The 26,678-nt window shown below is 68.3% G+C and carries 24 protein-coding genes; 17 read left to right on the top strand and 7 right to left on the bottom strand.

The genetic code is table 11. From position 1 onward, the window contains the following. Nucleotides 1-52: 52 nt before the first annotated feature. Together ACW17X_RS11430 and ACW17X_RS11425 are read right to left on the bottom strand one after the other, a co-directional pair. Nucleotides 53-4,924 carry an NAD-glutamate dehydrogenase gene (locus ACW17X_RS11430; protein ID WP_492097491.1) on the bottom strand — a complete coding sequence of 1,624 codons (4,872 nt, stop codon included), beginning with the start codon at nucleotides 4,922-4,924 and terminating at the stop codon, nucleotides 53-55. Nucleotides 4,925-5,273: 349 nt separating this feature from the next. Beyond that, nucleotides 5,274-6,404: an AI-2E family transporter gene (locus ACW17X_RS11425; RefSeq protein WP_492097489.1), complete on the bottom strand. Its 1,131-nt coding sequence runs from the start codon at nucleotides 6,402-6,404 to the stop codon at nucleotides 5,274-5,276. A gap of 110 nt (nucleotides 6,405-6,514) precedes the next feature. Between ACW17X_RS11425 and ACW17X_RS11420 the strand changes: the two genes are divergently transcribed. From ACW17X_RS11420 to ACW17X_RS11365, 12 genes are read left to right on the top strand one after another with little or no spacing between them, the layout of a single operon-like run. Then, on the top strand, nucleotides 6,515-8,017 hold the full coding sequence (locus tag ACW17X_RS11420; RefSeq protein WP_492097487.1) for a helicase HerA-like domain-containing protein: 1,503 nt from the start codon (nucleotides 6,515-6,517) through the stop codon (nucleotides 8,015-8,017). A 38-nt stretch (nucleotides 8,018-8,055) separates the two neighbouring features. Continuing rightward, the gene (locus ACW17X_RS11415) at nucleotides 8,056-8,613 is read left to right on the top strand and encodes a NifU family protein (protein ID WP_492097486.1); all 558 of its coding nucleotides are present in this window, start codon (nucleotides 8,056-8,058) and stop codon (nucleotides 8,611-8,613) included. Between the two features lie 59 nt (nucleotides 8,614-8,672). Continuing rightward, nucleotides 8,673-9,248 (top strand): helix-turn-helix domain-containing protein, encoded by a 576-nt coding sequence (locus tag ACW17X_RS11410; protein ID WP_492097484.1) that lies wholly within the window; start codon nucleotides 8,673-8,675, stop codon nucleotides 9,246-9,248. Nucleotides 9,249-9,294: 46 nt separating this feature from the next. After that, nucleotides 9,295-9,699, top strand: a complete 405-nt coding sequence (locus ACW17X_RS11405; protein ID WP_492097482.1) for a helix-turn-helix domain-containing protein — start codon at nucleotides 9,295-9,297, stop codon at nucleotides 9,697-9,699. Nucleotides 9,700-9,708: 9 nt separating this feature from the next. Further along, on the top strand, nucleotides 9,709-10,389 hold the full coding sequence (gene tsaB / locus ACW17X_RS11400) for a tRNA (adenosine(37)-N6)-threonylcarbamoyltransferase complex dimerization subunit type 1 TsaB (protein ID WP_492097480.1): 681 nt from the start codon (nucleotides 9,709-9,711) through the stop codon (nucleotides 10,387-10,389). Beyond that, a complete protein-coding gene (gene rimI / locus ACW17X_RS11395) occupies nucleotides 10,386-10,829 on the top strand; it encodes a ribosomal protein S18-alanine N-acetyltransferase (protein ID WP_492097479.1) in 444 nt (147 codons plus the stop codon). Before tsaB ends, rimI begins: the two co-directional genes overlap by 4 nt. 27 nt (nucleotides 10,830-10,856) lie before the next feature. Beyond that, the gene (locus ACW17X_RS11390; protein ID WP_492097478.1) at nucleotides 10,857-11,342 is read left to right on the top strand and encodes a Fur family transcriptional regulator; all 486 of its coding nucleotides are present in this window, start codon (nucleotides 10,857-10,859) and stop codon (nucleotides 11,340-11,342) included. A gap of 56 nt (nucleotides 11,343-11,398) precedes the next feature. After that, nucleotides 11,399-12,814: a tRNA (N6-isopentenyl adenosine(37)-C2)-methylthiotransferase MiaB gene (gene miaB, locus ACW17X_RS11385; protein ID WP_492097476.1), complete on the top strand. Its 1,416-nt coding sequence runs from the start codon at nucleotides 11,399-11,401 to the stop codon at nucleotides 12,812-12,814. After that, on the top strand, nucleotides 12,814-13,800 hold the full coding sequence (locus tag ACW17X_RS11380) for a PhoH family protein (protein WP_492097474.1): 987 nt from the start codon (nucleotides 12,814-12,816) through the stop codon (nucleotides 13,798-13,800). Before miaB ends, ACW17X_RS11380 begins: the two co-directional genes overlap by 1 nt. Beyond that, entirely contained in the window at nucleotides 13,797-14,258 is a 462-nt protein-coding gene (ybeY, locus tag ACW17X_RS11375) for an rRNA maturation RNase YbeY (protein WP_492097472.1), read from the top strand. The genes ACW17X_RS11380 and ybeY overlap by 4 nt, the downstream gene beginning before the upstream one ends. 4 nt (nucleotides 14,259-14,262) lie before the next feature. Further along, complete coding sequence (lnt, locus tag ACW17X_RS11370; protein ID WP_492097470.1) at nucleotides 14,263-15,894, top strand: apolipoprotein N-acyltransferase; 1,632 nt, start codon at nucleotides 14,263-14,265, stop codon at nucleotides 15,892-15,894. 17 nt (nucleotides 15,895-15,911) lie between these two features. Next, on the top strand, nucleotides 15,912-16,325 hold the full coding sequence (locus tag ACW17X_RS11365; protein ID WP_492097468.1) for a helix-turn-helix domain-containing protein: 414 nt from the start codon (nucleotides 15,912-15,914) through the stop codon (nucleotides 16,323-16,325). Nucleotides 16,326-16,329: 4 nt separating this feature from the next. On the opposite strand, the gene greA is transcribed toward ACW17X_RS11365, so the two are convergent. Further along, a complete protein-coding gene (gene greA / locus ACW17X_RS11360) occupies nucleotides 16,330-16,809 on the bottom strand; it encodes a transcription elongation factor GreA (RefSeq protein WP_492097466.1) in 480 nt (159 codons plus the stop codon). Nucleotides 16,810-16,872: 63 nt separating this feature from the next. Here greA and ACW17X_RS11355 point away from each other — a divergent pair, with 63 nt between their 5' ends. After that, nucleotides 16,873-18,087 (top strand): BaiN/RdsA family NAD(P)/FAD-dependent oxidoreductase, encoded by a 1,215-nt coding sequence (locus tag ACW17X_RS11355; protein WP_492097465.1) that lies wholly within the window; start codon nucleotides 16,873-16,875, stop codon nucleotides 18,085-18,087. Nucleotides 18,088-18,131: 44 nt separating this feature from the next. Beyond that, the gene (locus tag ACW17X_RS11350) at nucleotides 18,132-19,775 is read left to right on the top strand and encodes a M28 family metallopeptidase (RefSeq protein WP_492097463.1); all 1,644 of its coding nucleotides are present in this window, start codon (nucleotides 18,132-18,134) and stop codon (nucleotides 19,773-19,775) included. Here ACW17X_RS11350 and ACW17X_RS11345 read toward each other — a convergent pair. After that, entirely contained in the window at nucleotides 19,772-22,138 is a 2,367-nt protein-coding gene (locus ACW17X_RS11345) for a sensor histidine kinase (protein WP_492097461.1), read from the bottom strand. The genes ACW17X_RS11350 and ACW17X_RS11345 overlap by 4 nt on opposite strands. A gap of 129 nt (nucleotides 22,139-22,267) precedes the next feature. Here ACW17X_RS11345 and ACW17X_RS11340 point away from each other — a divergent pair, with 129 nt between their 5' ends. Then, the gene (locus ACW17X_RS11340) at nucleotides 22,268-22,678 is read left to right on the top strand and encodes a metallopeptidase family protein (RefSeq protein WP_267515031.1); all 411 of its coding nucleotides are present in this window, start codon (nucleotides 22,268-22,270) and stop codon (nucleotides 22,676-22,678) included. Nucleotides 22,679-22,682: 4 nt separating this feature from the next. On the opposite strand, the gene ACW17X_RS11335 is transcribed toward ACW17X_RS11340, so the two are convergent. Next, nucleotides 22,683-23,378 (bottom strand): MarC family protein, encoded by a 696-nt coding sequence (locus ACW17X_RS11335; protein WP_492097459.1) that lies wholly within the window; start codon nucleotides 23,376-23,378, stop codon nucleotides 22,683-22,685. Nucleotides 23,379-23,466: 88 nt separating this feature from the next. Between ACW17X_RS11335 and pyrF the strand changes: the two genes are divergently transcribed. After that, the gene (pyrF, locus tag ACW17X_RS11330; protein ID WP_492097457.1) at nucleotides 23,467-24,198 is read left to right on the top strand and encodes an orotidine-5'-phosphate decarboxylase; all 732 of its coding nucleotides are present in this window, start codon (nucleotides 23,467-23,469) and stop codon (nucleotides 24,196-24,198) included. A 3-nt stretch (nucleotides 24,199-24,201) separates the two neighbouring features. Here pyrF and ACW17X_RS11325 read toward each other — a convergent pair whose 3' ends face one another. After that, nucleotides 24,202-25,263 carry a hypothetical protein gene (locus ACW17X_RS11325; RefSeq protein ID WP_492097456.1) on the bottom strand — a complete coding sequence of 354 codons (1,062 nt, stop codon included), beginning with the start codon at nucleotides 25,261-25,263 and terminating at the stop codon, nucleotides 24,202-24,204. 65 nt (nucleotides 25,264-25,328) lie between these two features. Beyond that, entirely contained in the window at nucleotides 25,329-25,598 is a 270-nt protein-coding gene (locus tag ACW17X_RS11320) for a DUF1674 domain-containing protein (protein WP_492097454.1), read from the bottom strand. 94 nt (nucleotides 25,599-25,692) lie between these two features. Here ACW17X_RS11320 and htpX point away from each other — a divergent pair, with 94 nt between their 5' ends. Beyond that, nucleotides 25,693-26,667, top strand: a complete 975-nt coding sequence (gene htpX, locus ACW17X_RS11315; RefSeq protein ID WP_492097452.1) for a zinc metalloprotease HtpX — start codon at nucleotides 25,693-25,695, stop codon at nucleotides 26,665-26,667. The last annotated feature ends 11 nt before the right edge of the window (nucleotides 26,668-26,678 follow it).

Raw genomic sequence — 26,678 nt, 5'->3', positions numbered from 1 at the left:
GGCCTCCCCGCCTGTTCTTATCGGCCGAAGAGGCGGTGAGACGGGGCCGCCGTCAAGCCTGCACCGCCGCCGTGGCCAGATCGCGGATCGTCGCGTTCGCAATGGTCAGCTTGGCGAAGGTCCAGCCCGAACCCGACTGTTCGATCTCGTCGACCGAGGCGCGCACGCCTTCGACCGTCGCCTGTTTCGATCCGATCCAGGCGTCGACGGCGCCCTCGGCCGCGTCCTCGCTGACGCCCACCGACGGGTCTGACGCCCGGGCCACGGCCCGCGTCAGGGTCGCCTGCTCGTTCATCAGGTCCTCGATCAGGCGACGCACGGCCAGGCGATCGAAATGGTCCGCCGACGGGATGGATCCCGCCGCCGCCCGCAGCCGGTCGAAGTCGAAGGCCGCCCCGACCTGGTGATACAGGCGCGCCATGGCCGCCACGGGCCAGCCCGTCTCCTGGGCCAGATCGCCGATGTCGGAGGCGGCGACCAGCGGCCGCATGATGCCGATCCGCCGGGTCAGATCCTCCGGCGCGCCATGTTTGGCGAAGGCCTCGACCCGGCAGTCCAGACGCCCCTGTTCGAAGCGTGACAGCACGGGCGCGCCTTCGGCCTGAAGCGCGTCGGCCGTCGGCCGATAGCGATCGATCAGCGCTTGGACCGAGACCCCGGCCTTGGCGCGCCGGGCCAGCCAGAAGGTCTGGCGACGCAGGACCACGGCGATCTCACGATACAGGTCGATCTGGGCCTCGGCCGAGATCGTCCGGTCAAGGGCCGAGACTGCGTCCCAGGCCTCGTCCAGCCGGAAGACGCGCCTCGCCGCCTCAAAGGCGATGATCAGGGCCGTGGTGTCGCACTCGGCCGAGCCGCGCAGCCGGTCCGGGAAGGTCGGGCCGCACATGTTGACGACTTCGTTGGCCATGACGGTGGCGATGATCTCGCGCCGCAGCCGGTGGCTCTTCATCTGCGGTTCGAACCGCGCCAGGGCCTCGGGGAAGTAGCGGACCAGGATCTGTTCGAAGAAGGGATCCTCCGGCGCCTGGGACGCGACGATCTCTTCCGACAGCTCCAGCTTGGCGTAGGCGGTCAGCACCGCCAGCTCGGGCCGGGCCAGCGGGATTCCGGCGGCCATCATCTCCTTGACCCGGGCGTCGCCCGGCAGACCCTCGACCTTGCGGTCCAGTTTGCCGCGCGCCGACAGGGCCTGCATGAACCTCTGCTGGGCGTCCAGCGCCCCCGGTCCTTCAGACTGCTGCAGGGTCAGGGCCAGGGTCTGGTCGTAGTTGTGAGCCAGCACCTTCAGCCCGACTTCATCGGTCATCGACGCCAGAAGCGGGGTCCGTTCCTCGACCGGCAGGACGCCGTTGGTCACGGCCGACCCGACCAGGATCTTGATATTGACCTCGTGGTCCGAGGTGTCGACCCCGGCGGAGTTGTCGATGGCGTCGGTGTTCATCCGGCCGCCGCCCTGGGCGAAGACGATCCGCCCGGCCTGGGTGAAGCCCAGGTTCGCGCCCTCGCCCACAACCTTGACCCGCAGTTCGTCGGCGTTGATCCGTAGGGCGTCGGTGCCCTTGTCGCCGACCTGGGCGTCGGTCTCGGCGGCCGATTTCACATAGGTGCCGATGCCGCCCAGATACAGCAGGTCCGCCGGCGCCTTCAGGATGGCGCGGATCAGGCTGGCCGGGTCCAGTTCGTCTTCGGCGATGTCCAGCGCCGCCTTGATCTGGGGCGTCAGCTGGATCGATTTGGCGGACCGCGAGAAGACGCCGCCGCCCTTTGAGATCAAGCCCTTGTCATAGTCCTGCCAGGACGAGCGCGGCAGGTCGAACAGCCGCTTGCGCTCGGCCCAGCTGGCGGCGGGGAAGGGCGTGGGGTCGATGAAGATGTCGCGATGGTCGAAGGCGGCGATCAGCTTGGTCGCCTTGGACAGCAGGGCGCCATTGCCGAAGACGTCGCCCGACATGTCGCCGACGCCGACCATGGTGAAGGGCTCGGTCTGGATGTCCCAGACCTTGTCGCGCGGACCGATCTCGCGGAAGTGGCGCTTGACCGCCTCCCAGGCGCCGCGCGCCGTGATGCCCATGGCCTTGTGGTCATAGCCGATCGAACCGCCGCTGGCGAAGGCGTCGCCCAGCCAGAAGCCGTAGGCCGCCGAAACCCCGTTGGCGATGTCCGAGAAGGTCGCCGTGCCCTTGTCGGCGGCGACGACCAGATAGGGATCGTCCTGCTCCCAGGCGACGACATGGGCCGGACGCGTCACCGACCCGTCGGCGGCGATATTGTCGGTGATGTCCAGCAGGCCGGACAGGAAGGTGCGATAGGCGCGGATGGCCTCGCCCTGAATGGCCTCGCGGTCGGTCGTCCGGGGCAGTTGCTTGGGATAGAAGCCGCCCTTGGATCCGACGGGCACGATGACCGCATTCTTGACCTGCTGCGCCTTGACCAGGCCAAGCACCTCGGTGCGGAAGTCGTCGCGACGATCCGACCAGCGCAGGCCGCCCCGCGCCACGGGGCCGAAGCGCAGGTGAACCCCCTCCACATGGGGCGCCCAGACGAAGATTTCGCGATAGGGCTTGGGCAGCGGCAGATCCTCGAGCTCGCGCGAGGCGATCTTGATCGAGATGTGCGGCTTGGGCAGGCCGTCGGCGTCCAGCTGGAAGTAGTTGGTCCGCTTGATCGCCCCGATCAGGGCGGCCATGCGACGCAGCGCCTTGTCGTGATCCAGGCTCTTCACGTCCTGCAGCAGGGCGTTGATCTTGGCGTTCAGCGCCGCGACGGCCGCCTCGCGGGTCTCCACCGCCCCGTCGATCGGATCGAACTTCGCCTTGAACAGCGATAGCAGGGCCCGGGACACGTCCGGGTACTCCCGAAGCGCCTCTTCCTGCACCGCTTGGGACGGGTCCAGGCCGGTCTGCTGGCGATAGCGGGCCAGGGCGCGGATCAGGGCGGCCTCGCGCCATTCGACGCCCAGTTCGACGACCAGACGGTTGAAGCCGTCGCTCTCGGTGCGGCCGTTCCAGACGGCGGCGAAGGCGCGCTCGAACGGGCCCTTCACATCGGCGAACACCAGTTCCTCGCCGCGCGGATCCTCCATCAGGAACTCATGGACGTGGATCTCGTCCGCACCCAACGGCCGGATCGGATAGCCGTATTCCTCCAGGGTCTTCAGACCCATGTCGGCCATGATCGGCAGGACGTCGGACAGGGGAACCGCGGGACCGCGCCGATACAGCTTGAACCGGAACTGCAGGCGGCTGTCCTCGGCGTTGCGGAAGGCGCGAACCACGACAGGTTCTCCGGCGCCGACCTGACCGGTCGCGTTCAGCCGGTCCATCTCGCCCAGATCGATCGCGGCCTCGTCGGCGTCATAGCGGTCGCGATAGGCGGCGCCGAAGGCGCGGGCCCAGCGGGTGCTCAGCGGCCCGACCTCGACATCGGTCACATCCGCACGGCGCAGGGCGCTTTCGAACCGCTCGACCCAGCCGCGACCCGCCTCGGCGACGTCGTGTTCCAGCTGGCCCGCATCGGGGGTCGGGTGATCGCCCGGCGTCACGCCGATGATGAAATGGACCCGCACCAGAGGGGCGTCGGACAGTTGCGGATACCAGGCCGAGATCCGGCCGCCCCAGGCGCGGGCGACGATCTGGCCGATCCGCTCGCGCACCGCCGCGTCGAACTTCTCGCGCGGGATGAAGCACAGGACCGAAACGAACCGGTCGAACGGATCCTGCCGCGAGAACAGGCGGATGCGCGGTCGGTCATACAGGTGGAGAATGCCCAGGGCGATGGACAGCAGCTCGTCCTCGCCGATCTGGAACAGCTCGTCGCGCGGATAATTCTCGAGGATGTTGCGCAGCCGTTTCTCGTTGTGGCTGCCCGGCGCCTTGTCCGCGCGAGCCATCACATTGGCCACCTTGCGTCGGATCAGCGGGGTCTCGGTCGCCAGCTGGTCATAGGCGTCGGAGGTGAACAGGCCGACGAACCGGGTCTCGCCCGTCGCCTTGCCGTCCGGGCCGTAACGCTTGACCCCGACATAGTCCATGTAGGCGCGGCGGTGGACCCGCGACCGGGCGTTGGCCTTGGCGACGGTGACGGGTTCGCTCAGGTCCAGCTGGCGGCGCATCTGGCGCGTCAGCACGGCCGGCTCGGAGGCGCGGCGCAGGACGGTGCGCTCGGGATCGGCCAGAATGCCCAGGCCGGCGCTCGACTGGCTCAGCGGGGCCTCGGCCTCGTAATCCCCCTCAGCGTTCAGCGGATAGTCGTAGTCGCGGGCGCCCAGGAAGACGAAATGATCGCTCTTCAGCCATTTCAGGAAGGCGATGTTCTCGGCCAGGACGGCAGGATCGACCTTCGGCGGCGTCTCCTGCAGTCGCAGCAGGGCCTGGCGCATCAGGCCGGTCATGGCCTCATGGTCGGCGACGGCGGCGTGGACGTCGGCCAGGCATTCGGCCAGGCCCTCGCCCATGGCGTCGCGTCGTTCCTGCGGGGCGCCGTCGATCACCAGCATGATCACCGACAGGCGACGCCCCTCCAGCTCCACGACGGGATGGAACAGGGCGCGGACCGAAACCCCGGCCTCGGCCAGGGCGCCCATGACGCTGTCGACCAGGAAGGGGGCGTCCGTCTGGATGATACGGACCAGATCATAGTCCAGCGCCTGACCGTCCGCGCCCGACAGCGGGCCCACGGTAATCAGAGGCGCCGAGCCGGCGGGGTAATCCTTCGCCGCACGCCAGGAGGCCGCCAGCAGGGCGGCCAGGTCCTCGCCGTCAAGTTCGGGCGTCTCGTCGGCCGCATAGTCTTCATGGGCCTGGGCCAGGAAGGATTGTTCGGCCTTGCCGGGGGAGGTCCCCAGGATCCGCGCAAAGGAAGCTTCCAGGGCGGCCGGAGAGATCGGCTGAACCGGGGCGGGGCGCGGATCGAGGGCGGTCATGGACAATGGTCTCGGGCGACGCGGCCTTGGCCGCTGGGGCGGGCGCGCGACTGCGCGTCACATCGCTGACTAGGCCAGGTCTGGTCGCTCGTGAAGCCCCTGAAGACCGAAGAGTCTTCTGAACAGTGTTCAGGTTGGAAGACTTTTGCGTCGCAAAAACGAGAAGGCCGCCGAGCGGGGGAACTCGGCGGCCTGCGCGAACCGACGCGAGGGGAGGGGAAGGTGCGTCGGTCGCTTCGCCGCGGTTCGGAGGGGAATGTCCCGCGGCGTCGATAAGGGAAATGGGAAGCCTTTCGGCCGGTTCAAGGGACGCAAGCGCGGCTTTTGGCGCGACCCGGCGCCGCAGGGCTCAGGCCTCCTTTTCGGCCGTCTTGCTTGTGGGGGTCTTGGCTCCAGCCTTCGCCTTGCCTCGCCCCTCGTCGGCATAGGGCTCGCCGTCGCCGGACAGCAGGATCGCCATCCAGCGCGAGCCCTGGAACTCGGCCAGGATCGCCATGGCCATGACGGCCAAGGGGGTCGACAGGAACATGCCCACCACGCCCCACAGCTTGCCCCAGAAGGCCAGGGACAGGAGGACCACGACCGGATCGATGTTCTGGTTGTCGCCCTGCATGCGCGGCTGAACCAGATTGCCGACAATGAAGAGAATAGTCTGAAGTCCGACCAGCAGGATCAGGGCGGGCCAATAGCTGGGGAACTGCACCAGGGCGAACAGGGGGGGCGCCAGTCCCGCCACGGCCCCGCCCAGCACGGGAATGAAGCCGACGATGAAGATGACGAAGGTCCAGAACTCGGCGTTCTGAAGGCCGACGGCCCGCATCAGGATCCAGGCCGCCAGACAGATCATGGCCCCGGTGACGGTCTGGACCCAGATATAGCCCTCGACGCCGCCGCGCACCCGTTCGAACACGGCGACCGCTTCGTCGCGTTGAGCCTTTTGGGGGAACATGGCGACGATCTTGCGCCGGAAGCCGATCTGCGAGGCCAGCAGAAAGCCGAGATAAACCATGACGAAGAAGGCCCCCGAGGCGATCCCCTGGACCTGGATGGCGATCGAGGCGACATAGCCGCGAATATCGACGCCGTTGATCAACTCCTGCGCCGTCGGCGGATTGTCCAGCCGCACCATGCCATAGACGTCGCGGATGATCTGATCGATGCGCGGCCCGATGTTCTGTGACACGCCGGAGGCTTCGCCGAAGAACCCCGCTGCGCCGTTCACGATGATGGCGATGGAGGCGAAGAAGGCCAGAACAACCAGCACCAAGGCCGCGATGCCGGCCCAATGGTCGTTCAGCGGGGTCCGGGCGGCCACTGATCGCTTCACCCCGTCGATCATGATCAGCAGGAACATGGCCATGGCCAGAGGCGTCAGTATGTCTCGAAGCCAGTATATGGCCGCGCCCGCCGCGACGGTCGCGATCAAGGCGGCGGCGTTCCGTGAGACGGCCGACGCCTGCATGGTGATGGGACTTTTCATGACGATCCTTGTCGGCGGCTCGCCGAGCGGCGTCAACACGTGCGAACAGCGGCGGTTCCGGCGCGCGAGGGTCTGCGCTAGACCTTGGTCATCCCTCTGGAGACCTATCGATGTCAGAAGTTCCTTCCGGCCTCTTCCTCGGCCAGTCTGACGCCGCTCAGCCGGAAACCCTTCTGTTTCACCGGGCAAACCGTCATGGGGTGATCGCGGGGGCGACCGGAACCGGCAAGACGGTGACCCTGCAGATCATGGCCCAGGGGTTCTCGGACGCCGGCACGCCGGTCTTCTGCGCCGATGTGAAGGGCGACCTGTCGGGGATTTCGCAGGTCGGCGCTCCGAACGAGAAGCTGCTCGCCCGCGCGGCCGACATGGGCCTGACCCTGACGCCGCGCGCCGCGCCGACGGTGTTCTGGGACCTGTACGGCCAGAAGGGTCATCCAATCCGTACGACCGTGTCCGAGATCGGTCCTGTTCTGATGGCCCGGATGCTGGACCTGAACGAGGTTCAGGAAGGCGTGATGACGGTGGTCTTCCATATCGCCGACAAGGAGGGCCTGCTGCTGCTGGACCTCGACGACCTGCGCAGCCTGCTGGCCTATGTGGGCGAGAACGCCGAGCGGATCGGCCGCGAGGTCGGCAACGTCGCCCCCGCCTCGATCGCGGCGATCCAGCGCGCCCTGCTCCAGCTGGAACAGCAGGGCGGATCGGCCTTCTTCGGCGAACCGGCCCTGAAGCTGGAGGACATGATCCGCACCGGCCTGGACGGGCGGGGTCAGGTCAATATTCTGGATTCCACCCGGCTGATGAACAGTCCGCGCCTGTATGCGGCCTTCCTGCTTTGGCTGCTGTCCGAACTGTTCGAACAACTGCCGGAAGTGGGCGACCCGGAAAAGCCGCGCCTGGTCTTCTTCTTCGACGAGGCCCACCTGCTGTTCAACGACGCGCCGCGCGCCCTGCTGGAAAAGGTCGAACAGGTGGTGCGGCTGATCCGGTCCAAGGGGGTTGGCGTCTATTTCGTCACCCAGAACCCGGCCGATATCCCTGACAGCGTCCTGGCCCAGCTGGGCAACCGCATCCAGCACGCGCTCCGCGCCTATACGCCGTCCGAACAGAAGGGGCTGAAGGCTGCGGCTCAAAGCTTCCGCGTCAATCCCGATTTCGACACGGCCGAGGCCATCCAGGCCCTGGGGGTGGGCGAGGCCCTGGTGTCGGTTCTGGACGAGAGGGGCGCGCCCACCGTCGTTGCCCGCACCAAGATCCGTCCGCCCGCGTCGCGCCTGGGCCCGGCGACCGAGGCCGAACGCGCGGCTATCATCGCCGCCAGCCCGGTGCGTGGTCTCTACGACCAGGTGCTGAACCGCGAGTCGGCCGAGGAAATCCTCGCGGCGCGCCATGCCGCTGCGGATCAGGCGGAAGCCCAGGCCAAGGCTGATGAAGCGGCGGCGAAGACGCGCGCCAAGGCGCAGGCCCGACCTGCGCCGGCGCCGCGTGCTCGCGCCTCCAATCGACAGACCCCGATGGAGGCCCTGACCAAGTCGGTGTTGCGCACGGCCGGATCGACCCTCACCCGCGAACTGCTGCGGGGCGTGTTGGGCGGGCTGCGACGCCGTTAAGGCTTGCAACCTGACGGTCGCGTGCGCATCTCCCGCCCATGTTCATCCAGACCGAACCCACGCCCAACCCGAACGTGCTGAAATTCCTGCCGGGACGCGATGTCTCGCCGCTGACGGTGCTGGATTATCGCACCATAGACGAGGCCACCGCCTCGCCTCTGGCCGAAGCCCTGTTCGAACTCGAAGGCGTCGACGGCGTCTTCTTCGGCGCCGACTATGTGTCGGTGACGCGGAACGAGCGCGGACCGGACTGGTCCGAGATGAAGGCCCCGATCCTGGGCGTGATCATGGATCATTTCGTTTCCGGTCGTCCCCTGACCCGCGAAGGCGCCGAAGCCGAGGGCCATGCGGAGGACGACAGCGAGATCGTCGCCGAGATCAAGGCCCTGCTGGACAGCCGCATTCGCCCGGCCGTGGCCCAGGACGGCGGGGACATCCTGTTCGATTCCTTCGACGAGGCGACCGGCGTGCTGAGCCTGCGGATGCGCGGCGCCTGTTCCGGCTGCCCCTCGTCTTCGGCGACCCTGAAGGCAGGCGTCGAGCAGATGATGCGCCACTATGTACCGGAAGTGACGCGGGTCGAGCAGACCGTCTGATCGCCTGAGGCGTTTTCGTTCTCGCCACACGTGCGTCGGTGCGTCATCTATGATGCGACATGCCGCGTTTCGTTCCTGATCCTGAAGTCCTTCGTCTGGGCGAGGCGCTTGCTGCGTTGCGCCGCGAGCGCGGCCTGTCCCAGGCGGAGGCGGGATCGCGTTTGGACATGACCAGCCAGGGCTGGGGCCTCTATGAATCCGGCCGACGCCCGGGCCTGTTTCGTCCTGATGTGCAGCGGCGTCTGACCGGCGCCCTGGATTCGACGCCCGAGGCCCTGGCCCTGATCCTGGGCGGCGCCGCGCCGGAACCCGGTTCATTGACAACGGGTGTGGAGAGCCGGGGTCGCGATTTCGAAGTATCGACGAGGTCGAAGCGACTGGAGGTCCGCGACGACGCCCTGTCGCCCTGGGCTGAAAAGGGCGTCCTTCTTGAATATCAGCCGGGGCTATGGCCACGGGCCGGCCAGGGGTGCGTCGTGGAGACCATCGACGGGGCCGTCCGCCTCCGCTTGTTCGACAGATCCGATGCAGAAGCGATCCATGTCCGTGGCCCCGGCGCGCTGGATCGCGCTGAGGTTATCGATCGGCGGGACGTAGTGCGCCTGTCCGCCGTGATCGCCCGCCACGAGCCATGAAACGAAAAGGTTGTATGCCCGCAGGGGTTGTGCCATCTTCTCTTTTATGGACAGGACGCCCCCCTCTCGCAAAACGGCCCGCGCGGTCGAACCCCTGGATGTTGAGGTCGGCGCACGGATCGCCTCGCGACGCACGGCCTTGGGCCTGTCCCAGACCGCCTTGGGCGAGTTGGTCGGCGTCAGCTGTCAGCAGGTGCAGAAGTACGAAGGGGGCCAGAACCGGATTTCAGCGGCGCGCCTGCACCATCTGGCCTTGGCGTTGGGACTTCCGGTCGAGGCCTTCTTCCCGGAACGACCCGAGGACGCCCAGAACACGGAACTGTCCCTGATCCGGTCGCTTGCCGAAACGCCCGAGGGCCGGGCCATGGCCAGCGGTTTTTCCCGTATCGAGGATCGGGCGGTCCGGCGCGCCCTGACACGACTGGTGGAGGTTCTGGCGAGAGCCGCCTAGAAGGCGGGCATGAGACTTCTGGTGATTGATACGGCGCTCGGCGCCTGCACGACGGCGGTGTTCGAGGACGACCGTCCCATGGCCGTCCGGTTCGAGCCCATGACCAAGGGCCATCAGGAGCGGCTGGGGGGGCTGGTGCGCGACGTCATGGCCGAGGCCGGCGTAGCGTTCGAAGGCCTGGACCGCGTCGGCGTCACGGTCGGACCCGGCTCCTTTACCGGGTTGCGGGTCGGGCTGGCCTTCGCCCAGGGTCTGGGCGCGGCCCTGGATCGACCGGTCGTCGGGGTGTCGACGCTGGACGGGCTGGCGGCGTCGCTCGAACAAGCCGAAACGCCGGTCGCGGCCCTGATCGACGCCCGTCGGGGCCAAGTCTATGCCAAACTGTTCAGCCACGGTGTGGCTGTCGGCCCGGACGAAGCCCTGCCGCTGGACGAGGCGGCGCGGCGAATAGCTGCTCAGGGCGACGGCGTTCGTCTGGTCGGCAACGGCGCCGCCGTGCTGGTCGAGGCCTTTCCTGATCTGGGCTTCGCAGCCATGGACGCCCGCGTGGCGCCTGCGCCCGAAGCGCTGGCCCGATTGGTCCGAGCGGCCGATCCAGACCGCCACCCGCCCCGTCCGCTTTATCTTCGCGCGCCGGACGCCACCCCGCCCAGCCGTCTGCCGGGCCAGCCGCGCCAGCCCGCCTCATGACCGCCGCCGATCCCGCGCTTCTGGCCCGACTTCACGCCCAGGCCTTCGCCGCGCCGTGGAGCGAGGCGGAGTTTGCGGATCTGCTGAACCAGGCGGGCGTCTTCGCCGTGATTGAACCGGACGGCTTCATCTTGATCCGCGTCGTGCTGGATGAGGCGGAGATCCTGACCTTGGCCGTCAGACCCGAGGCGCGGCGCGCGGGCCTGGGCGGCCGCTTGACGGGGCAGGGGGCTTTGACCGCAGCCGCAGCCGGCGCCGTGCGACTGTTTCTGGAAGTGGCGGAAGACAATGCGGCGGCCCGCGCCCTCTATGATCGTGCCGGCTTTCGCCAGATCGGTCGGCGGAAGGCCTATTATGCGGCTCCAGACGGCCGCCGCACCGACGCTTTGGTGCTCGGCCTGGACCTCCGGAATAATCCCGACAAGGCGCCGCTTCCCTGAAGCGATCCAAACCCCTATTCTAGGTTTATGGACCGGATCGAAAAACTCTGCGCCGACCGCGGCATGCGTATGACCGAACAGCGTCGGGTGATCGCCCGCGTGCTGTCCAACGCCGAGGATCACCCCGACGTGGAGGAGCTGTATCGCCGCGCGTCGTCGATCGATCCGCACATCTCGATCGCCACCGTCTATCGCACCGTGCGCCTGTTCGAAGAGGCGGGCGTGGTCGAGAAACACGATTTCGGGGACGGCCGCAGCCGCTATGAAGAGGCGGGCGACGATCATCACGACCATCTGATCGACACCAAGACCGGCGAGGTCATCGAATTCTTCGACGCGGAGATCGAGAAGCTGAAGACCGAGATCGCCGAACGGCTGGGCTTCGAACTGATCGGCCACAAGCTCGAATTGTACGGCGTGCCGATCGAGGGCGCCGAACCGTCCAAGCGCGAAGGCCTGATCTTCAAGCGCCACGCCGCCCGGGTCGCCCCTGAAGACGTGGATGCCGGCTGAACCCCAGGCTGAACCCTGGACTTGTCGTCGTCGGTGCGGGCGATCATAAGCCCGGCATGACCGAGACCCTGGTTCCGCAAGCCGAGGCGACGCTGGACACGCCGCACAAGCGCCTGTTCATCAAGACCTACGGCTGCCAGATGAATGTCTATGACAGCGAGCGCATGGCCGATGTCCTGCGCCCGTTAGGCTATGCGGTGACGGACGACGTCAAGGCGGCGGACTTCGTGATCCTGAACACCTGCCACATTCGCGAGAAGGCGGCGGAGAAGATCTATTCCGAACTGGGCAAGATGCGCGAACTTCGCGACATCAAGCGCGAGGCCGGCGGCGACATGACCATCGCCGTCGCCGGCTGCGTCGCCCAGGCGGAGGGCGAGGAGATCATGAAGCGCCAGCCGGCGGTCGATATCGTCGTCGGCCCCCAAGCCTATCACCAACTGCCCGAGCTTCTGACCCGCACGGCGCGGGCGCGGGGCGAGCGGATCGGCGCCGACTTCGCCCCTGATGACAAGTTCGACGCCCTGCCGGCCGCCCGCTTTACCGAAGGCCCGACCGCCTTCCTGACGGTGCAGGAGGGCTGCGACAAGTTCTGCACCTTCTGCGTCGTGCCCTATACACGCGGCGCCGAATGGTCGCGTCCCCTGGCCTCGGTGCTGGAAGAGGCGCGGGCCCTGGCCGGGCGCGGCGTGCGCGAAGTCACCCTGCTGGGTCAGAACGTCAACGCCTATGACGGCGAACGGCCGGATGGCCGCAAGTCCAGCCTGGTCGAACTGGCCTACGCCCTGGCCGAAATCCCCGGACTGGACCGGATCCGCTATACGACCAGCCATCCCAACGACATGTCGGACGACCTGATCGCGGCCCATGGCGATCTGGACGCCCTGATGCCCTATCTGCACCTGCCGGTGCAGGCGGGGTCGGACCGGATCCTGCGGCTGATGAACAGGAAGCATGGGCGAGAGAAATACCTCGATCTGATCGCCCGCATCCGCGAGGCCCGGCCCGACATCGCCATGGCCGGCGACTTCATCGTCGGCTTCCCCGGCGAGACGGACAAGGAATTCGAGGACACCCTGGATCTGGTGCGCCGCGTCAACTACGCCGGGGCCTTCGCCTTCATGTATTCGCCCCGGCCCGGCACCCCCGCCGCCGGCATGGGCAAACAGGTCGAGCCCGAGGTGGCCAAGGAACGGCTGCACCGTCTGATCGAACTGCTGACCGAACAGCAGACCGCCTTCAACCTCGCCCAGGCGGGCCGCACCCTGAATGTGCTGTTCGACAAGCCGGGCCGACACGGCCACCGTCGCCAGGCGGTCGGTCGATCCCCATATCTTCAGTCTGTCCACGTCGATGACGCGGATCATCTGATCGGCCAGATCGTTCCGGTCGAGATTATCGCCGGCCAGCAGAACAGTCTGACCGGTCGGCTCGTCTCGACAGAGGCGGCGAAGAAAGAAAAGGCGGCCTAGTGGCGAGAGACTCCGAGTTCGTTCCCCTGAATGACGCTGAACTGCGTGCGGTGATCGGACCCAACAGCCGTCACGTCGCCCTGATTGAGGACGCCTTCAAGGTTCTGGTCGAGGCGCCGGGCGGCGGGGTCTCCGTCAATGGCGGCACGCGCGACCGTGCGGACGCCCGTCAGGTGATCGAGGATCTGGCCAAGCGCGCCGCCATGGGCGCGGAGGTCACTGAGGCCGATGTGCGCGCGGCCCTGGGCCAGGCGCGTGGCGGCAAGGGCACGCCGGGCATGGCGGCGGCGGGCGTGTCGCTTCCGGGCGGCAAGCGCGGCTCCATTGTGCCCAAGACCAAGGCCCAGGCCGCCTATCTGGCCATGCTGGGCCGCTGCGAGCTCAGTTTCGGCGTCGGCCCGGCGGGTACAGGCAAGACCTTCCTGGCGGCGGCCTATGGCGCATCGCTTCTGCGGCGCGGGCAGGTGGACCGGCTGGTCATCACTCGCCCCGCCGTCGAGGCGGGCGAGAAACTGGGCTTCTTGCCGGGCGATCTGAACGAGAAGGTCGACCCCTATCTGGCCCCGATCTGGGAGGCGTTGAACGACATTCTCGGCGCCGAGGACGTGCAGCGCCGCCGTGACAAGGGCGAGATCGAAGCCGCCCCTATCGCCTTCATGCGCGGCCGCACCCTCAGCCACGCCTTCGTCATCGTCGACGAGGCCCAGAACACTTCGCGGCTGCAGATGAAGATGGTCCTGACCCGGCTGGGCGAGGGCGCGCGGATGGTGGTGACGGGCGATCCCTCGCAGATCGACCTGCTGAACCCGCGTGATTCCGGCCTGGCCCACGCCCTGCGCATCCTCGACGGGGTCAAGGGCGTCGGCATTCTCAAGTTCGAGGCCTCGGATGTGGTGCGTCACGCCATGGTCGAGCGGATTGTGCGCGCCTATGACGCCGACGCCGCAAAAGGCCGCCCGGCCCCGGACCTCGAAGACCCCGCATGATCGAGATCGAAGTCGAGGCCGAGGCCTGGACCGCCGCATTGCCGGACGCCGAAGCCGTGGTGGAGACCGCTGCGAAGGCGGCCCTGGGCGCCGTCGAGGGCGACATCGTCGTCTTGCTGACCGACGACGCAGCGGTGCGCGACCTGAACGCCCGGTTCCGCGACAAGGACAAGCCGACCAATGTCCTGTCCTTCCCCGCTCCCGAAAACGCCGCGCCGCATCTGGGCGACATCGTTCTCGCCTACGGCGTCTGCGCGGCGGAGGTCGAGGCCCAGGGCAAGAGCCTGTCGGATCATCTGAGCCATCTGGTCGTGCACGGCGTTTTGCACCTCTTGGGGCGTGACCACGAGGATGACGCTGAGGCCGAAGAGATGGAGGCCGAGGAGCGCGAGATCCTGGCCCAGATCGGCGTCGCCAACCCCTACGCCGCCGATTCCTTGGTAGATGGGCAGGACTGACCTGATGTTTCCCGACGCCGTGCTCGACCGTTTCGCCGCCCGCGTGCGCGCCCTTCCGGACAAGCGACGCGCCCTGACCTGGCGATTGATCCGCATCGGCCTGGCCCTGCTGGCGGGGGCGGGGACAGCCTTGGCCCATCCGCCGTTCGGAGTGCTGATCGGCCTGCTGGGTTATCCGCTGCTGATGATCCTGTCCGAGCGATCGGACACGACGCGCGGCGCCTTCTGGATGGGGTGGCTGGCGGGGTTCGCCTATTTCTTCATCGGCTGCTGGTGGGTGGCGGAAGCCTTCTTCGTCAATCCGGAACAGGCCTGGATGGCGCCTTTCGCGGCCAGCCTGCTGCCCGCCGGCATCGGCCTGTTCTGGGGGGCGGCCTGCGCCCTCTATCGCCGGTTCGCCCCTATAGGCGTCGTCCGGGTTCTGTTGTTCGCCGCCCTGTTCTGCGCCGCCGAATGGCTGCGCGGCCATGTGCTGACCGGCTTTCCCTGGAACCCGGCCGGCGCGACCTGGCGGGCAGGCGGCGGCATGTCGCAGTTCGCCTCGGTGGTCGGGGTCTATGGGCTGAGCTTGATTACGGTCGCCGCCACCGCCGCCCTGGCGCCCCTGATCGGTCCAGGGGCGGCGCGCAGCCGCCTGGTCTCGGCGGGATTGGGCGTTCTGGCCCTGACCGCCGTCGGCGTCTTCGGCGCCGTACGTCTGGCCCAGGCCGAGCTGCAGTTCACCGACACGGTGGTTCGTCTGGTTCAGGCCGATGTGAAACAGGAGACCAAATGGTCGCCTGAGGCCTATCGCTCCATCGTGAACCGCTACGTCGCCCTGACCGGGCAGCCGGGCGCGAAGACGCCCGACGTCGTGGTCTGGCCCGAAGGCGCCCTGCCGGCCTCGGCCAATGACGTCTTCGCCTCGACGGATGCGACGGCCATCGCGGGGGCTCTGCGTCCTGGCCAAACCCTGCTGATGGGCCTGGCGCGTGGCGAGGCGGATCTGACGGCCCCCGAGGGCGCACGCTATTACAACAGCCTGTTCGCCCTGGCCGACGAGGGCGGGCCGGGCCTGCGGATCGCCGCCGTCTACGACAAGCACCGGCTGGTGCCGTTCGGCGAATATCTGCCCCTGGGCTCGATCATGACCGCCGTGGGTCTGCGCAGCCTGGTGCACATGCCCAGCGACTTCACGGCAGGCCCAACCCCTGCCCCGATCCAGATTCCTGGCGCGCCGCCCGCTCAGATCCTGATCTGCTACGAAAGCCTCTATCCCGGCTTCACGCCGGGATCTGCGGGCCGCCCGGACTGGATCGTCAACGCCTCCAACGACGCCTGGTTCGGCGCCACCTCGGGGCCGCGTCAGCATCTGAACCTGGCCTCCTATCGCGCCATCGAGACCGGCCTGCCGATCGCCCGCGCGACGCCGACGGGGATTTCGGCCATGATCGACCCCTGGGGCCGGATCGTGGACGGGGAACGGCTGGACCCCGGCGTCATGGGGGTGATCGACGCGCCGCTGCCGCGCCCGACCGGCGTCACGCCCTACGGCCGATTGGGTGACTGGCTGTTTCTGGCCGGCCTTCTGGCGGCGGGGTTCGTCGGCTTGTGGCCGTTGATCGCACGATCTAGGGTTCCCCGAATCGAACGTTGATCTGGGACGGGCAAGGTATGGCGCGAGACAAGACCGAACAGCCGCACGCCGTCGATCGCCACGTCGGCCGCCGTGTCCAGGAAAAGCGCCTCGACCTGGGCCTGACCCAGAGCGCCCTGGCGCGCGCCGTCGGCGTCAGCTTCCAACAGGTTCAGAAATACGAGAAGGGCACGAACCGCGTCTCGGCTTCGAAACTGTTCGAGATGGCCGAGTTCATGAAGGTCGAGATCCCGTTCTTCTTTCAGGGTTTCAGGGACGCTCACCCCGGACTGGGGGAAGAGGAGGCTCCCGGTTTCGATCATGAGCACAGGCCGACGAAACAGAGTGTCGAGATCGCCCGACTTGCGCCTCGTCTGCCGGTCCGGAACCAGAAGCTGATCCTGGAGATGATGCGCGAAATCCTGGGCGAGTCCGACGACAAGTCCCACTGAGGCCTCAGCCGACGGCGGTGATCTCTACCGACTGGCCGGCCACCACGGCCTCGTCCCCGACGCGTTTTCCCAACAGGGCGCGGGCCAGAGGCGAGACATGGCTGACCGAGCCCTTCGCCGGGTCCGCCTCGTCTTCGCCGACGATCCGCCAGGTCTGGGCCCGTCCGTCCTCGCGCTCGATGGAGACCCAGCCGCCGAACCTCACCCCGCCGTCGTCTTGCGTCGGCTCCATCAGCTGGGCCGAGGCGCGACGTGCGGACCAGTAGCGCAGATCCCGCGTCGCGCGCGCCATGGCGGTGCGGTCGCTCTCGATCGAACCCTGGACCTGGGCGGCGGTATAGGCCGCGCGGGCGGCGGCCAGTTCCGCCTCGATCAGGGCCAGGCCTTCAGGCGTGACCAGATTGGGATGGGGTGAGATCGGGCGGTCCGCCAGGTCGGCGGCGGTGGCTTCCAGATCTTCTTCTCGGGTGAATGCGACGCTCATGGTTCGGAACATAGCGACCCGCGTCCCTATAGCCAGCGTCGCCGCGAGCGGGCAAAGCGGGGGATGACCCAATCCAAACCTCAAGTCCATGTCATCGGCGCCGGCCCCGCGGGACTGATGGCGGCTGAACGCCTCGCCCAGGCGGGTCTGAGCATCGTGGTTCACGAGCGGATGCCGTCCGTGGCCCGCAAGTTCCTGATGGCCGGTCGCGGCGGACTGAACCTGACCCATTCGGAGCCGCTGGATCGGTTCCTGACCCGTTATGGCTCGGCCCAGGCGCCGGTTTCGCGCTGGATCGACGCGTTCACCCCTGCCGACCTGACCGCCTGGGTCGAAGAACTGGGCCAGCCGACCTTCATCGGGTCCAGCGGGCGAGTGTTTCCCGATGCGATGAAGACCTCGCCCCTGCTGCGGGCCTGGCTGGCGCGGCTGGAGGGTCTGGGCGTCGAAATCCGCACCCGGTCGCGCTGGGCGGGCTGGCGGGATGGGGCTCTGGTGTTCGAGACCCCGGATGGAGAGCGGTTGGAACGACCGGATGCGGTGGTCCTGGCCCTGGGCGGCGCCAGCTGGCCGCGCCTGGGATCGGACGGCGCCTGGAAGCCCTGGCTCGAGACCGCCGGGGTCGCCGTCGCGCCCTTCCGCCCCGCCAATGTCGGCTTCGACCTCGCCTGGTCCCCGCTGTTCCGCGATCGGTTCGCCGGTCAGCCGCTGAAGGGCGTCGCCGTGACCCATGGGGAAAAGACAGCGCGCGGCGAGGCCATGATCGCGCGGTACGGCCTCGAAGGGGGCGCCATCTACGCCCTGTCGGCCGTGCTGCGGACGTCGGTAGAGACGGACGGGCGGGCGGATGTCCATATCGATCTGAAGCCGGATGTCGCGGTCGGCAAACTGACCGACCGGCTGTCGAAGCCCCGCGGCAAGGCCAGCCTATCGAACCATCTGCGCAAGGTAGTCGGGCTCGAGTCGGCCGCCGTCGCCCTGCTGTATGAAGCCGGCCCCCTGCCGGTTTCGCCCCGCGCCCTGGCCGAGCGGATCAAGGCCATGCCGTTGACGCTGACGGGAGTCCAAGGGCTGGAACGCGCCATCTCTTCGGCCGGCGGGGTGGTGCTGGAGGGCGTCGACGACAGGCTGATGCTCACCGCCCGACCGGGCGTCTTCGTCGCCGGCGAGATGCTGGACTGGGAGGCGCCGACCGGCGGCTACCTGCTTCAGGCCAGTTTCGCATCGGGCGTCGTCGCGGCGCGCGGCCTTATGGCCTGGCTCGACAGCCGGGACTGACGCGGGCAGGGTTGAACCCCCCGCCATTCTGGAGCTCTCCCCCGATGCGCCACGCCCTGCCCGCTGTTTCCGCCCTCGCCCTGATCATCGCCAGTTCATCTGCGACTGCGCAAGAGAAGCCTGACATCGACGCGTCGCGGATGAATGAGGCCGTGCGCGTTCTGGCGTCGGACGAATTCGAGGGGCGGGCGCCGGCTTCGCCGGGAGAGGAAAAGACGGTCGCCTGGCTGGTCGAACAGTTCCGCGCCGCCGGCGCAGAGGGCGGCGGGCCGGACGGCGCCTTCGTCCAGGTCGCCCATCTGTCGCGCACGCGCCAGGACGGCCCGGCGACTGTCGCCGCCCATGTCGGCGGCCGGACCATCGCCCTCGAGCGCGGCCCGGACGTCCTAGTGTCCAGCGACCGGCCCACAGACCACATCACCGTCAGGGACGCGCCCGTGGTCTTCGTCGGCTATGGGGCCACAGCGCCCGAGCGTCAGTGGGATGACTTCAAGGACGTGGACGTGCGCGGCAAGGTCATCGTCGTCCTGGTCAACGACCCCGATTTCGAGGCGTCAGCGGACGAACCGGTGGCGGGCAAGTTCGATGACAAGGCCATGACCTTCTACGGCCGCTGGACCTACAAGTTCCTGGAGGCGGGCCGTCGCGGCGCGGCGGGCGTGCTGGTGGTGCATGAGACGGCGGGCGCCGGCTACGGCTGGTCGGTGCTGCAGAACTCGTCGGCGGCGCCCAAGTTCGACATCGTCCGCGCCGACCCCAACGCCGAGCGCGCGCCCTTCCAGGGCTGGATCCAGCGCGCCAAGGCCGAGGACCTGTTCACCGCCGCCGGGCTCGACTTCGCTGCGCTGAAGGACAGCGCTCGTCGCGCCGATTTCCGTCCCGTCGTCCTGCCCGGCCTGACGATGAGCGTCGATTTCCGTCAGATCGCCGACCGGGTTGAGACCAAGAACGTCATCGCTCGCATTCCCGGCGCCGAACGCCCGAACGAGACCGTCATGTACGGCGCCCACTGGGACGGCTACGGGGTCGGCACCGCCAACGCCCAGGGCGACAAGATCTATAACGCCGCCGTGGACAATGCGACCGGCGTCGCCGCCCTGCTGGAACTGGCCCACGCCTTCGCAGAGGGTCCGCCTCCGAAGCGCTCGGTGGTCTTCGCCGCCTGGTCGGGCGAGGAGGCGGGCCTGCTGGGTTCGACCTACTACGCCGCCAATCCCGTCTGGCCGCTGGAGACGACGGTGGCCAATATCAATGTCGACAGCCTGCTGCCCGGAACCGAGATCGATCCCAATGTCGTGGTCATCGGCAAGGGCAAGAACCAGCTGGACGATGTGCTGGCCCGGCACGCCGCTGCGACCGGTCGGACCCTGATCGCCGATCCGGCGCCCCAGGCCGGGGCCTTCTATCGCTCCGACCACTTCCCCTTGGCGTTGAAGGGCGTGCCCGCCCTGTTCCCAGCGGCCGGCTTCACGGGCGCCAGTGCGGCCAGCCGCGACTACGTCCAGAACCGCTATCACCAGCCTACCGACGAATGGGATGCGACCTGGCGCATGGACGCCGCCGCTGCGGATGTCGCTCTGATCTACGCCGTGGGGCGCGAACTGGCGGACTCGACCCAATGGCCGGAATGGAACCCTGGTGCTGAATTCGGCCCCGCGCGGGACCAGTCCAAGGCCGAAAGGCCTTAGGAGGCGACGGCCTGGGCGGCAGCGATAGCCGGAACTTCCAGCGGAAGTTCCGGCGCGGCGGCGGCCGGAGAGACGCCCAGGGGCAGGTGCAGGATGAAGGCGGCCCCCTTGCCGGGCTCGCTTTCGACCTCGGCCCATCCGCCGTGTAGTTCGACCAGGGCCTTGACCAGGGCCAGGCCGACGCCCGGACCGCCGCGTTCGCGCCGGACGAACCGGTCAAAGACGTGGGCCTGAAGATGATAGGGGATGCCGCGGCCGGAATCCGACACCGAAAGACGGATCTCCGAGCTCCCGGTTTCCGCCGACAGCGTCACGTCGCCGCCTTCGGATACCGATCGTGCGGCGTTCTCCAGCAGATGATTCAGGGCCTGGCCGATGCGATGGGCGTCGGCGCGGATCGGCCGTAGACCGGGTTCGCACAGGACGGTCAGCGCAGCGCCGCGACCCTCGATCTTGGGCCGTATGCGCTCGGCGGCCTGACCCAGCAGGTCGGAAATGCTGACGTCGCCCAAGGACAGCTCCATCTCGCCGGCGTCGATCTGGGCCATATCCAGCACGTCGTCGATGGAGCGGGCCAGCTGACTGGCGGCCACGCGGATGGCCCCGGCATGCTGTCGGCTGCGCTCGGGCAGATCGCCCATGGTCTCGAGCAGTTCGGAATAGCCGACGATGGTCGTCAGCGGCGTGCGCAGCTCATAGGAGACGCTGCCGACGAACTCTCGCTTCAGCGCCTGGCTTTCCGCCAGGGCCTGTTCGCGCTGGACCAGGGCCTGTTCCAGGCCGCGCCGGGCCGTCACGTCCGAGAAGGCGACCAGGGTGGCCCCGTCGGGCAGGGGGCGGGTCTGCCAGGCGGCGACGCGGCCGTCGACCGTCCGCCCTTCGCCCGAGATGGCGATGCGGCTCTCCGGATCCGGATCGGCGACCCGCGCCTTCAGACCCAGCCACAGGGCCGGGTCGGGCAGGGTGGTCTTGCACAGCTCGGCGATGGCGTCGAAGTCGTTCGAGGCGGCGATCCGCTCGCCGGTCAGGTTCCAGAAGTCCTCGAACGCCTCATTGTGCAAGCGCAGCCGGCCGTCGGACCCGAACACGGCCACGGCGTCGTTCAGCTTGTCCAGGGTCGCGGTCTGGACCTGGATCTGGGCGTTGAACCGGCTGCGCAGGTTCAGCTCGTCGGTAATGTCCGAGAAGATCAGCAATATCCCGCCCAACGGGTGGGGCTGGCGCACCACGCGCAGCGTGCGCCCGTCCGGCAAGGACCAGCTGTCGTCCGGCGAAGCCTGGGCGGCGCCGTAGAAGTCCAGCTCGCGCGCCTTCCAGCCGGCGTAGTCCATGACCTCGGGCAGGCGGCGGCGCTGGCGCAGCCGGTCCAGAAGCTCGGCATGGGTGGGGCGCTCGTCCAGCCAGGCGGAATCCAGATCGAACAGAGTCTGGAAGGCGGTGTTGTGGAAGGCCAGCCGTTTGGACGGGCCGAAGATGGCGACCGCGTCGGCGAGGTGGTTCAGGGTCTCGTCATGGGCGTCGACGTGGCGGCGCAGGGTGTCGCGCGTCTCTTCCGCCTCGGTCACCTCGATCGCGAAGGCGATGACGGCGCCGCCGCCGGCCGGTTCTGCGATGATCCGCCAGGCCCGGCGATGGCCGCCGCCGGTGGTCCAACGGAACCCCTCCTGTTTCAGGCCCAGCCGCCCGGCCTCTGCGACCAGGGCGTCGGCGCCCCGGTCGAAGGACAGGCTCATCTCCCGCGCCTGCACCACGGTTTCTGCTCCGATCTCATGCAGCCAGATCCGGTTGGCCCAGGCCAGTTTCCCCGCGCCGTCGACCACCCAGGTCGGGATCGGCGAGGCGTCGCCCAGCATGGCCAGACCGCTCTCAGTGGCGTCCGCGCCTGTCAGCATGACCCGGGACGCCGGCGACAGCCGCAGCCAGGCCGCGCCGCCCGCAACCCGTCCTTCGATCCGCCAGGGTTCGACGTCGTTCAGGTCGATCAGGCCCTCGAAACCTTTTCCGGTCTCGACCAGGGCCTCGATCTGGCCGGCGTGGGTCTGTTTCAGCCGGGCCAGGACAACGACGCCCATATCACCCGCAGCCCCGGCGTCCGGGCCGGACAGCCGGTCGATCAATTCGCCCGGACCAATGGGCGGTCCGCTCGCCTCGCCGGTGGCCGTCAGGGCCAGGCTGACGTCGTCGAAGGCGCGTAACATGCTGTCGTGACGACCCAGGTCGGCCAGGGCGGCGTCCCGCTGATGCGTTGCGGCGGCCGTCGTGGCGTTCAGCCGTGTGCGCAGCCGGAGAGCCCAGGCGCTGACCGCCAGAGCCAGTCCGGCGGCGCCTGCTGTGGCGACATAGGCGATGTCGGCCTCGGCCATACTTGTCCCTGTGGTCACGGCGACCTGATTCGCCTTTACCATACCCCAACCGCGCGAGAAAAAATCGGGGCGGTCTTTGCGTCAACCCGCCCTGTTGCGTTGAGCCACCCAGGCGGCGATAGCGGACGCATGACCGACGCGACCGCTGACCTTTTCGCCCCCTCTCTGGACGACTTCGCCCGACTGGCGCGCGAGGCGTTTGAGGCCCTGCCGGCGGAATTCCGCGCCGCAGCGGGCGAGGTGGTCTTCCGGATCGACGACTTCGCCGATGAACAGACCCTGGCGGACCTTGAAATCGAGGATCCGTTCGAACTGACCGGTCTGTATCACGGCGTCGATATCGGCCGCCGCGACAGTCTGGGGCCGGCGGCCGAGCCGTCGCGGGTCTTCCTCTATCGTCGTCCGATCTTGGACGAATGGTGCGAACGGGGCGACGTCGGCCTGGCCGAACTGATCGCCCATGTCCTGGTGCACGAGATCGGCCACCATTTCGGCCTGTCCGACGACGACATCCACGCCATCGAGGACGCGGCCGATTGAGCGGTCAGGGGGCGGCCGGATAGGGTGCGGTCACGGCGCCCGAGATCATGCCCGGAATGGCCTCGCCCAGGCCCAGCAGGATGAACTGGATGGCCAGGGCGCACAGGATCAGGCCCAGCACCCTGACGATGATGGCCATGCCCACCTCGCCCAGCACCCGGCTCAGATAACCGGTCAGGGCGAAACAGATGCAGGAGACGACACAGGCGGCGGCGATGGCGATGACCGAGCCCGCCATGCCGGCATAGCCCAGCTGGGCGGCCTCGCCCGCATTGATGATCACGGCTGAAATGGCGCCGGGGCCGATCATCAGGGGAATGGCGAAGGGCACCACCAGCCGCTGGAAACGCCTGCGGGCGTAGCCGCGGACGTCCTTGCTGTCGGCCAGGGCGTCCTTGTCGGCGAACATGGCCAGGAAGTCGCCGCGCGCCATGTCTAGGCCGAGCAGCAGCAGCAATATGCCCCCCGCGATGCGGAAGGCGGCCAGCGAAATGCCGAAAAACTTAAGCAGGCCCAGGCCGGTGAACAGGAAGAAGGACAGGAAGACAGCGGCGAACAGGCAGACCAGGGCCGAGACGGAGATCCGCTGGCGCAGGGTCGCCCCGGCGGTGGCGGCGGCGAAGATCGGCAGATTGCCGATCGGGTCCAGCAGGGCGAACAGGGTCACGAACAGGTTGACACCCAGATCGACCGCGTTCATCGCCTCGCCTCGCTCTTGAAATTCAACACGCCGGCCGCGCCGACGCACCCCTTGCGTCCCCGCATAGCCGCTCAGCGCGAGTCCGTCGATGACCCAGACCCAAACCGTCGCCCCCAATCGCGGTCCCGACGAACGGATCATCTGCGCCCTGGACGTGCCGACGGTCGCAGAGGCGGCCGCCCTGGTCGCGCGGGTGCAGGACGCGGTGGGCTTCTACAAGATCGGGCTGCAGCTGTTTGCGGCGGGCGGCATGGACCTGGCGCGCGACCTGAAGGCCGAGGGTCGCAAGGTGTTTCTGGACTGGAAGCTGCACGACATCGGCGCCACGGTCGAGAAGGCGGCGGCCAATCTGGCGGACGCGGGCTGCGATCTGCTGACCGTTCATGCCCGGCCCCAGGTTATGGCGGCGGCGGCGCGGGGCGTGGCCGGCTCGGGCCTGAAGGTTCTGGGGGTGACGGTCCTGACCAGTCTGACGGCCGAGGATCTGGCCGCCGACGACCACAGTCTGTCGCCGGCCGAACTGGTCGAACGCCGCGTGCGCCAGGCGCTGGAGGCCGGGATCGACGGCGTGGTCTCCAGCCCCCACGAGGCGGCGCGGGTGCGCGAGATCGCCGCCGCCGCCGGTCGCCCGGACTTCCTGATCGTGACTCCGGGGGTCAGGCCGGCGGGCTCCGCCCTGGATGACCAGGCCCGGGCGGCGACGCCCGAAGCCGCGCTTCAGGCCGGCGCCACCCATCTGGTGATCGGCCGCCCGATCACGGCGGCGACCGACCCCCGGGCCGCAGCCCTGGCCGTCGCCGAAAGCATCGCCCTGATCTAACGATCAGCCGCGTTCGCCCGGCTCCTGGGCGTAATACTGGCGCGGCGGGGCCTGCGGCGCGACATAGTTGGGCGGGGGCAGGTCGCCGTAATAGTCCTGGACCGGCGGCGCAGTGTGGACCTCGGGCGGGGCCACATAGATCGGGGCCGGGGCGACCTCGACCGGGGCCGGCTGAACATGAACCGGCGCCTGGTCGATATAGACGGGGCCGGCCGTCTCGATCTGGGGCGGCGCCAGATTGACCTGGCTGGGCGCGACATGGATGCGCTGCGGCCCGATATTGACCGGCGGCGCCTGCACATAGACGGGCGGCTGTTCGATATAGACGGGGGGACCGGTCACGATCTCCGGCGGCGCGATATTGACCTGGGACGGGGCGACATAGATCCGTTGCGGCGCGACATAGACGGGCGGACCCTGAACCTGGACCGGGGGCGCTTGCACATAGGCGCGCTGCTGCTCGTAGTAGCCGCGCTGTTCATAGGTCTGTTCGGACCGCTCTTGATAACGGCCTTCGTATCGCTCTTCGCGATAGGTCGGGCGCGGGGCGGGGCGGCAGTTGCAGTCCGCCGGTCGTTGCGGCTGATAGGGCCGCCAGCCGACATAGTCGCGTCCGAAGCCATAGACGGGATAGCCGACCGGAGCGCTGACCGGGGCAGGGCCGACGAAGTTCACGGGCGGGCCGGGAATATAGCCTCCCGAGTATCCGCCGTCGGCGTACCCGCCGCCCCCGACATAGGTCACGCCGCCGCCGCTGGAGCCATGGCTGATGCTCGAAGAATGGGAATAGGCGCGGGCGTTGATGGCCGAATAGGCGGACGCGCCGGCATAGGCCGAGGCGTTGGCCCCCGCATTCACGTTCACATTGACGTTGCTGTTGTAGCTCCCGCCGTGATGACCCCCGCCCGAGTGGCCGCCGCCGTGATGGCCGCCCCCTCCGCCGCAGCTTCCACAGCCGCCGCCCAAGCCGCCGCCATGGCCGCCCGACGGCCCCCCGGCCAGGGCGGGCGCGGCGGAAAGCAGAAGGGCCGCCGACGCGGCGGCGATCATGGACTGTATCGTCACGGGACAGACTCCTTTGAGTTGTCCCTGTTCAGGCAAGTGCGGCGCCCGGCCGGCGTCGCCGTCGGTCAGAAATCGACAGCCAGGCCCTTCTTCTCCCAGTCGCCATAGCGGGTAGGCTCAGGGCCGGTCGGACCGCCGTATTCGGAGGCGGTCGTCGCGATCTGCTCCGCCGCGCGGCGATCGGCCGCCTCCAGCAAAGCGCGTCGCGCGACCTCGCTCAGCGGCTTCTCAGGCGTCGCGTGCGGGATGTCGGCGTTGAAAACGGGCGCGTTCTCGTTGTCAGCAGTCTCGGGGCCCGTATCGGGGTCCCTGTCGGGGGTGGGATGTTCGGTCACAGGTCAGCTCCCTTGAGGGCGGCGTCTCGTGGCCTCAAATAGTCAATTGAAGCCGTGACGCCAGAAAAACCGGTCGATCGCGGACGGAACGACGATGAACCATCTGAAGACCTTCATCCTGCTGGCCGCCCTGACCGCCCTGTTCGGGGGCCTCGGCTATCGCATTGGCGGTGCGACGGGCATGGCCATCGCCCTGGTGTTCGCCGGCGGCATGAACCTGTTCAGCTACTGGAACGCCGACAAGATCGTGCTGAAGATGTACCGGGCCCAGCCGGTCGACGAGCAGCATCCCAATGCGGTGGTGCGCAACTATGTCGCCGACGTGCGCCAGATGGCGCGTGACGCCGGCCTGCCCCAGCCCCAGGTCGCCATCATCCCCAACGACCAGCCGAACGCCTTCGCCACCGGCCGCAATCCCGAACGGGCGGCCGTCTGCGCCACCACCGGCCTGCTGGACATGCTGACGCGCGAGGAGGTGCGCGGGGTGATGGCGCACGAACTGGCCCATGTGAAGAACCGCGACACCCTGATCATGACGGTGACGGCCACCATCGCCGGCGCCATCGCGGCCCTGGCCAATTTCGCCCTCTTCTTCGGCGGCGGCGACGACCGCGAACGGCCGGGGGGGATCATCGGGACCCTGGCCTTGATGATCCTGGCCCCCATGGCGGCCGGCCTGGTGCAGATGGCCATCAGCCGGGGCCGCGAATATGAGGCCGACCGCGTCGGCGCCGAGATCGCCGGCGACCCCCAGGCCCTGGCCTCGGCCCTGCAGAAGATCGACGCCTACGCCAAGCGGATCCACAATCCCACGGCCGAGCGCAATCCCGCCTCGGGCCAGATGTTCATCATCAACCCCCTGGCCGGGCGCGGCGCCGACAACCTGTTCTCGACCCACCCGGCCACCGGCAACCGCGTGAAGGCGTTGATGGATTTGGGGCAGAAGATGGGCGTGCGGCCTCGCGCATTTGTGGAATCGGCCGCCGCATCAGCCGTGCCGGTCACGACCGTTCGCACGACCACCGGCGTGCCTCCCACTCCGGTCAAGCCGAACGGTCCCTGGGGCTGATCGCCGCAGCC

It is taken from the genome of Brevundimonas sp. FV1ye4L, from assembly GCF_058681255.1.
This window is presented reverse-complemented; position numbering and strand designations above follow the sequence as displayed.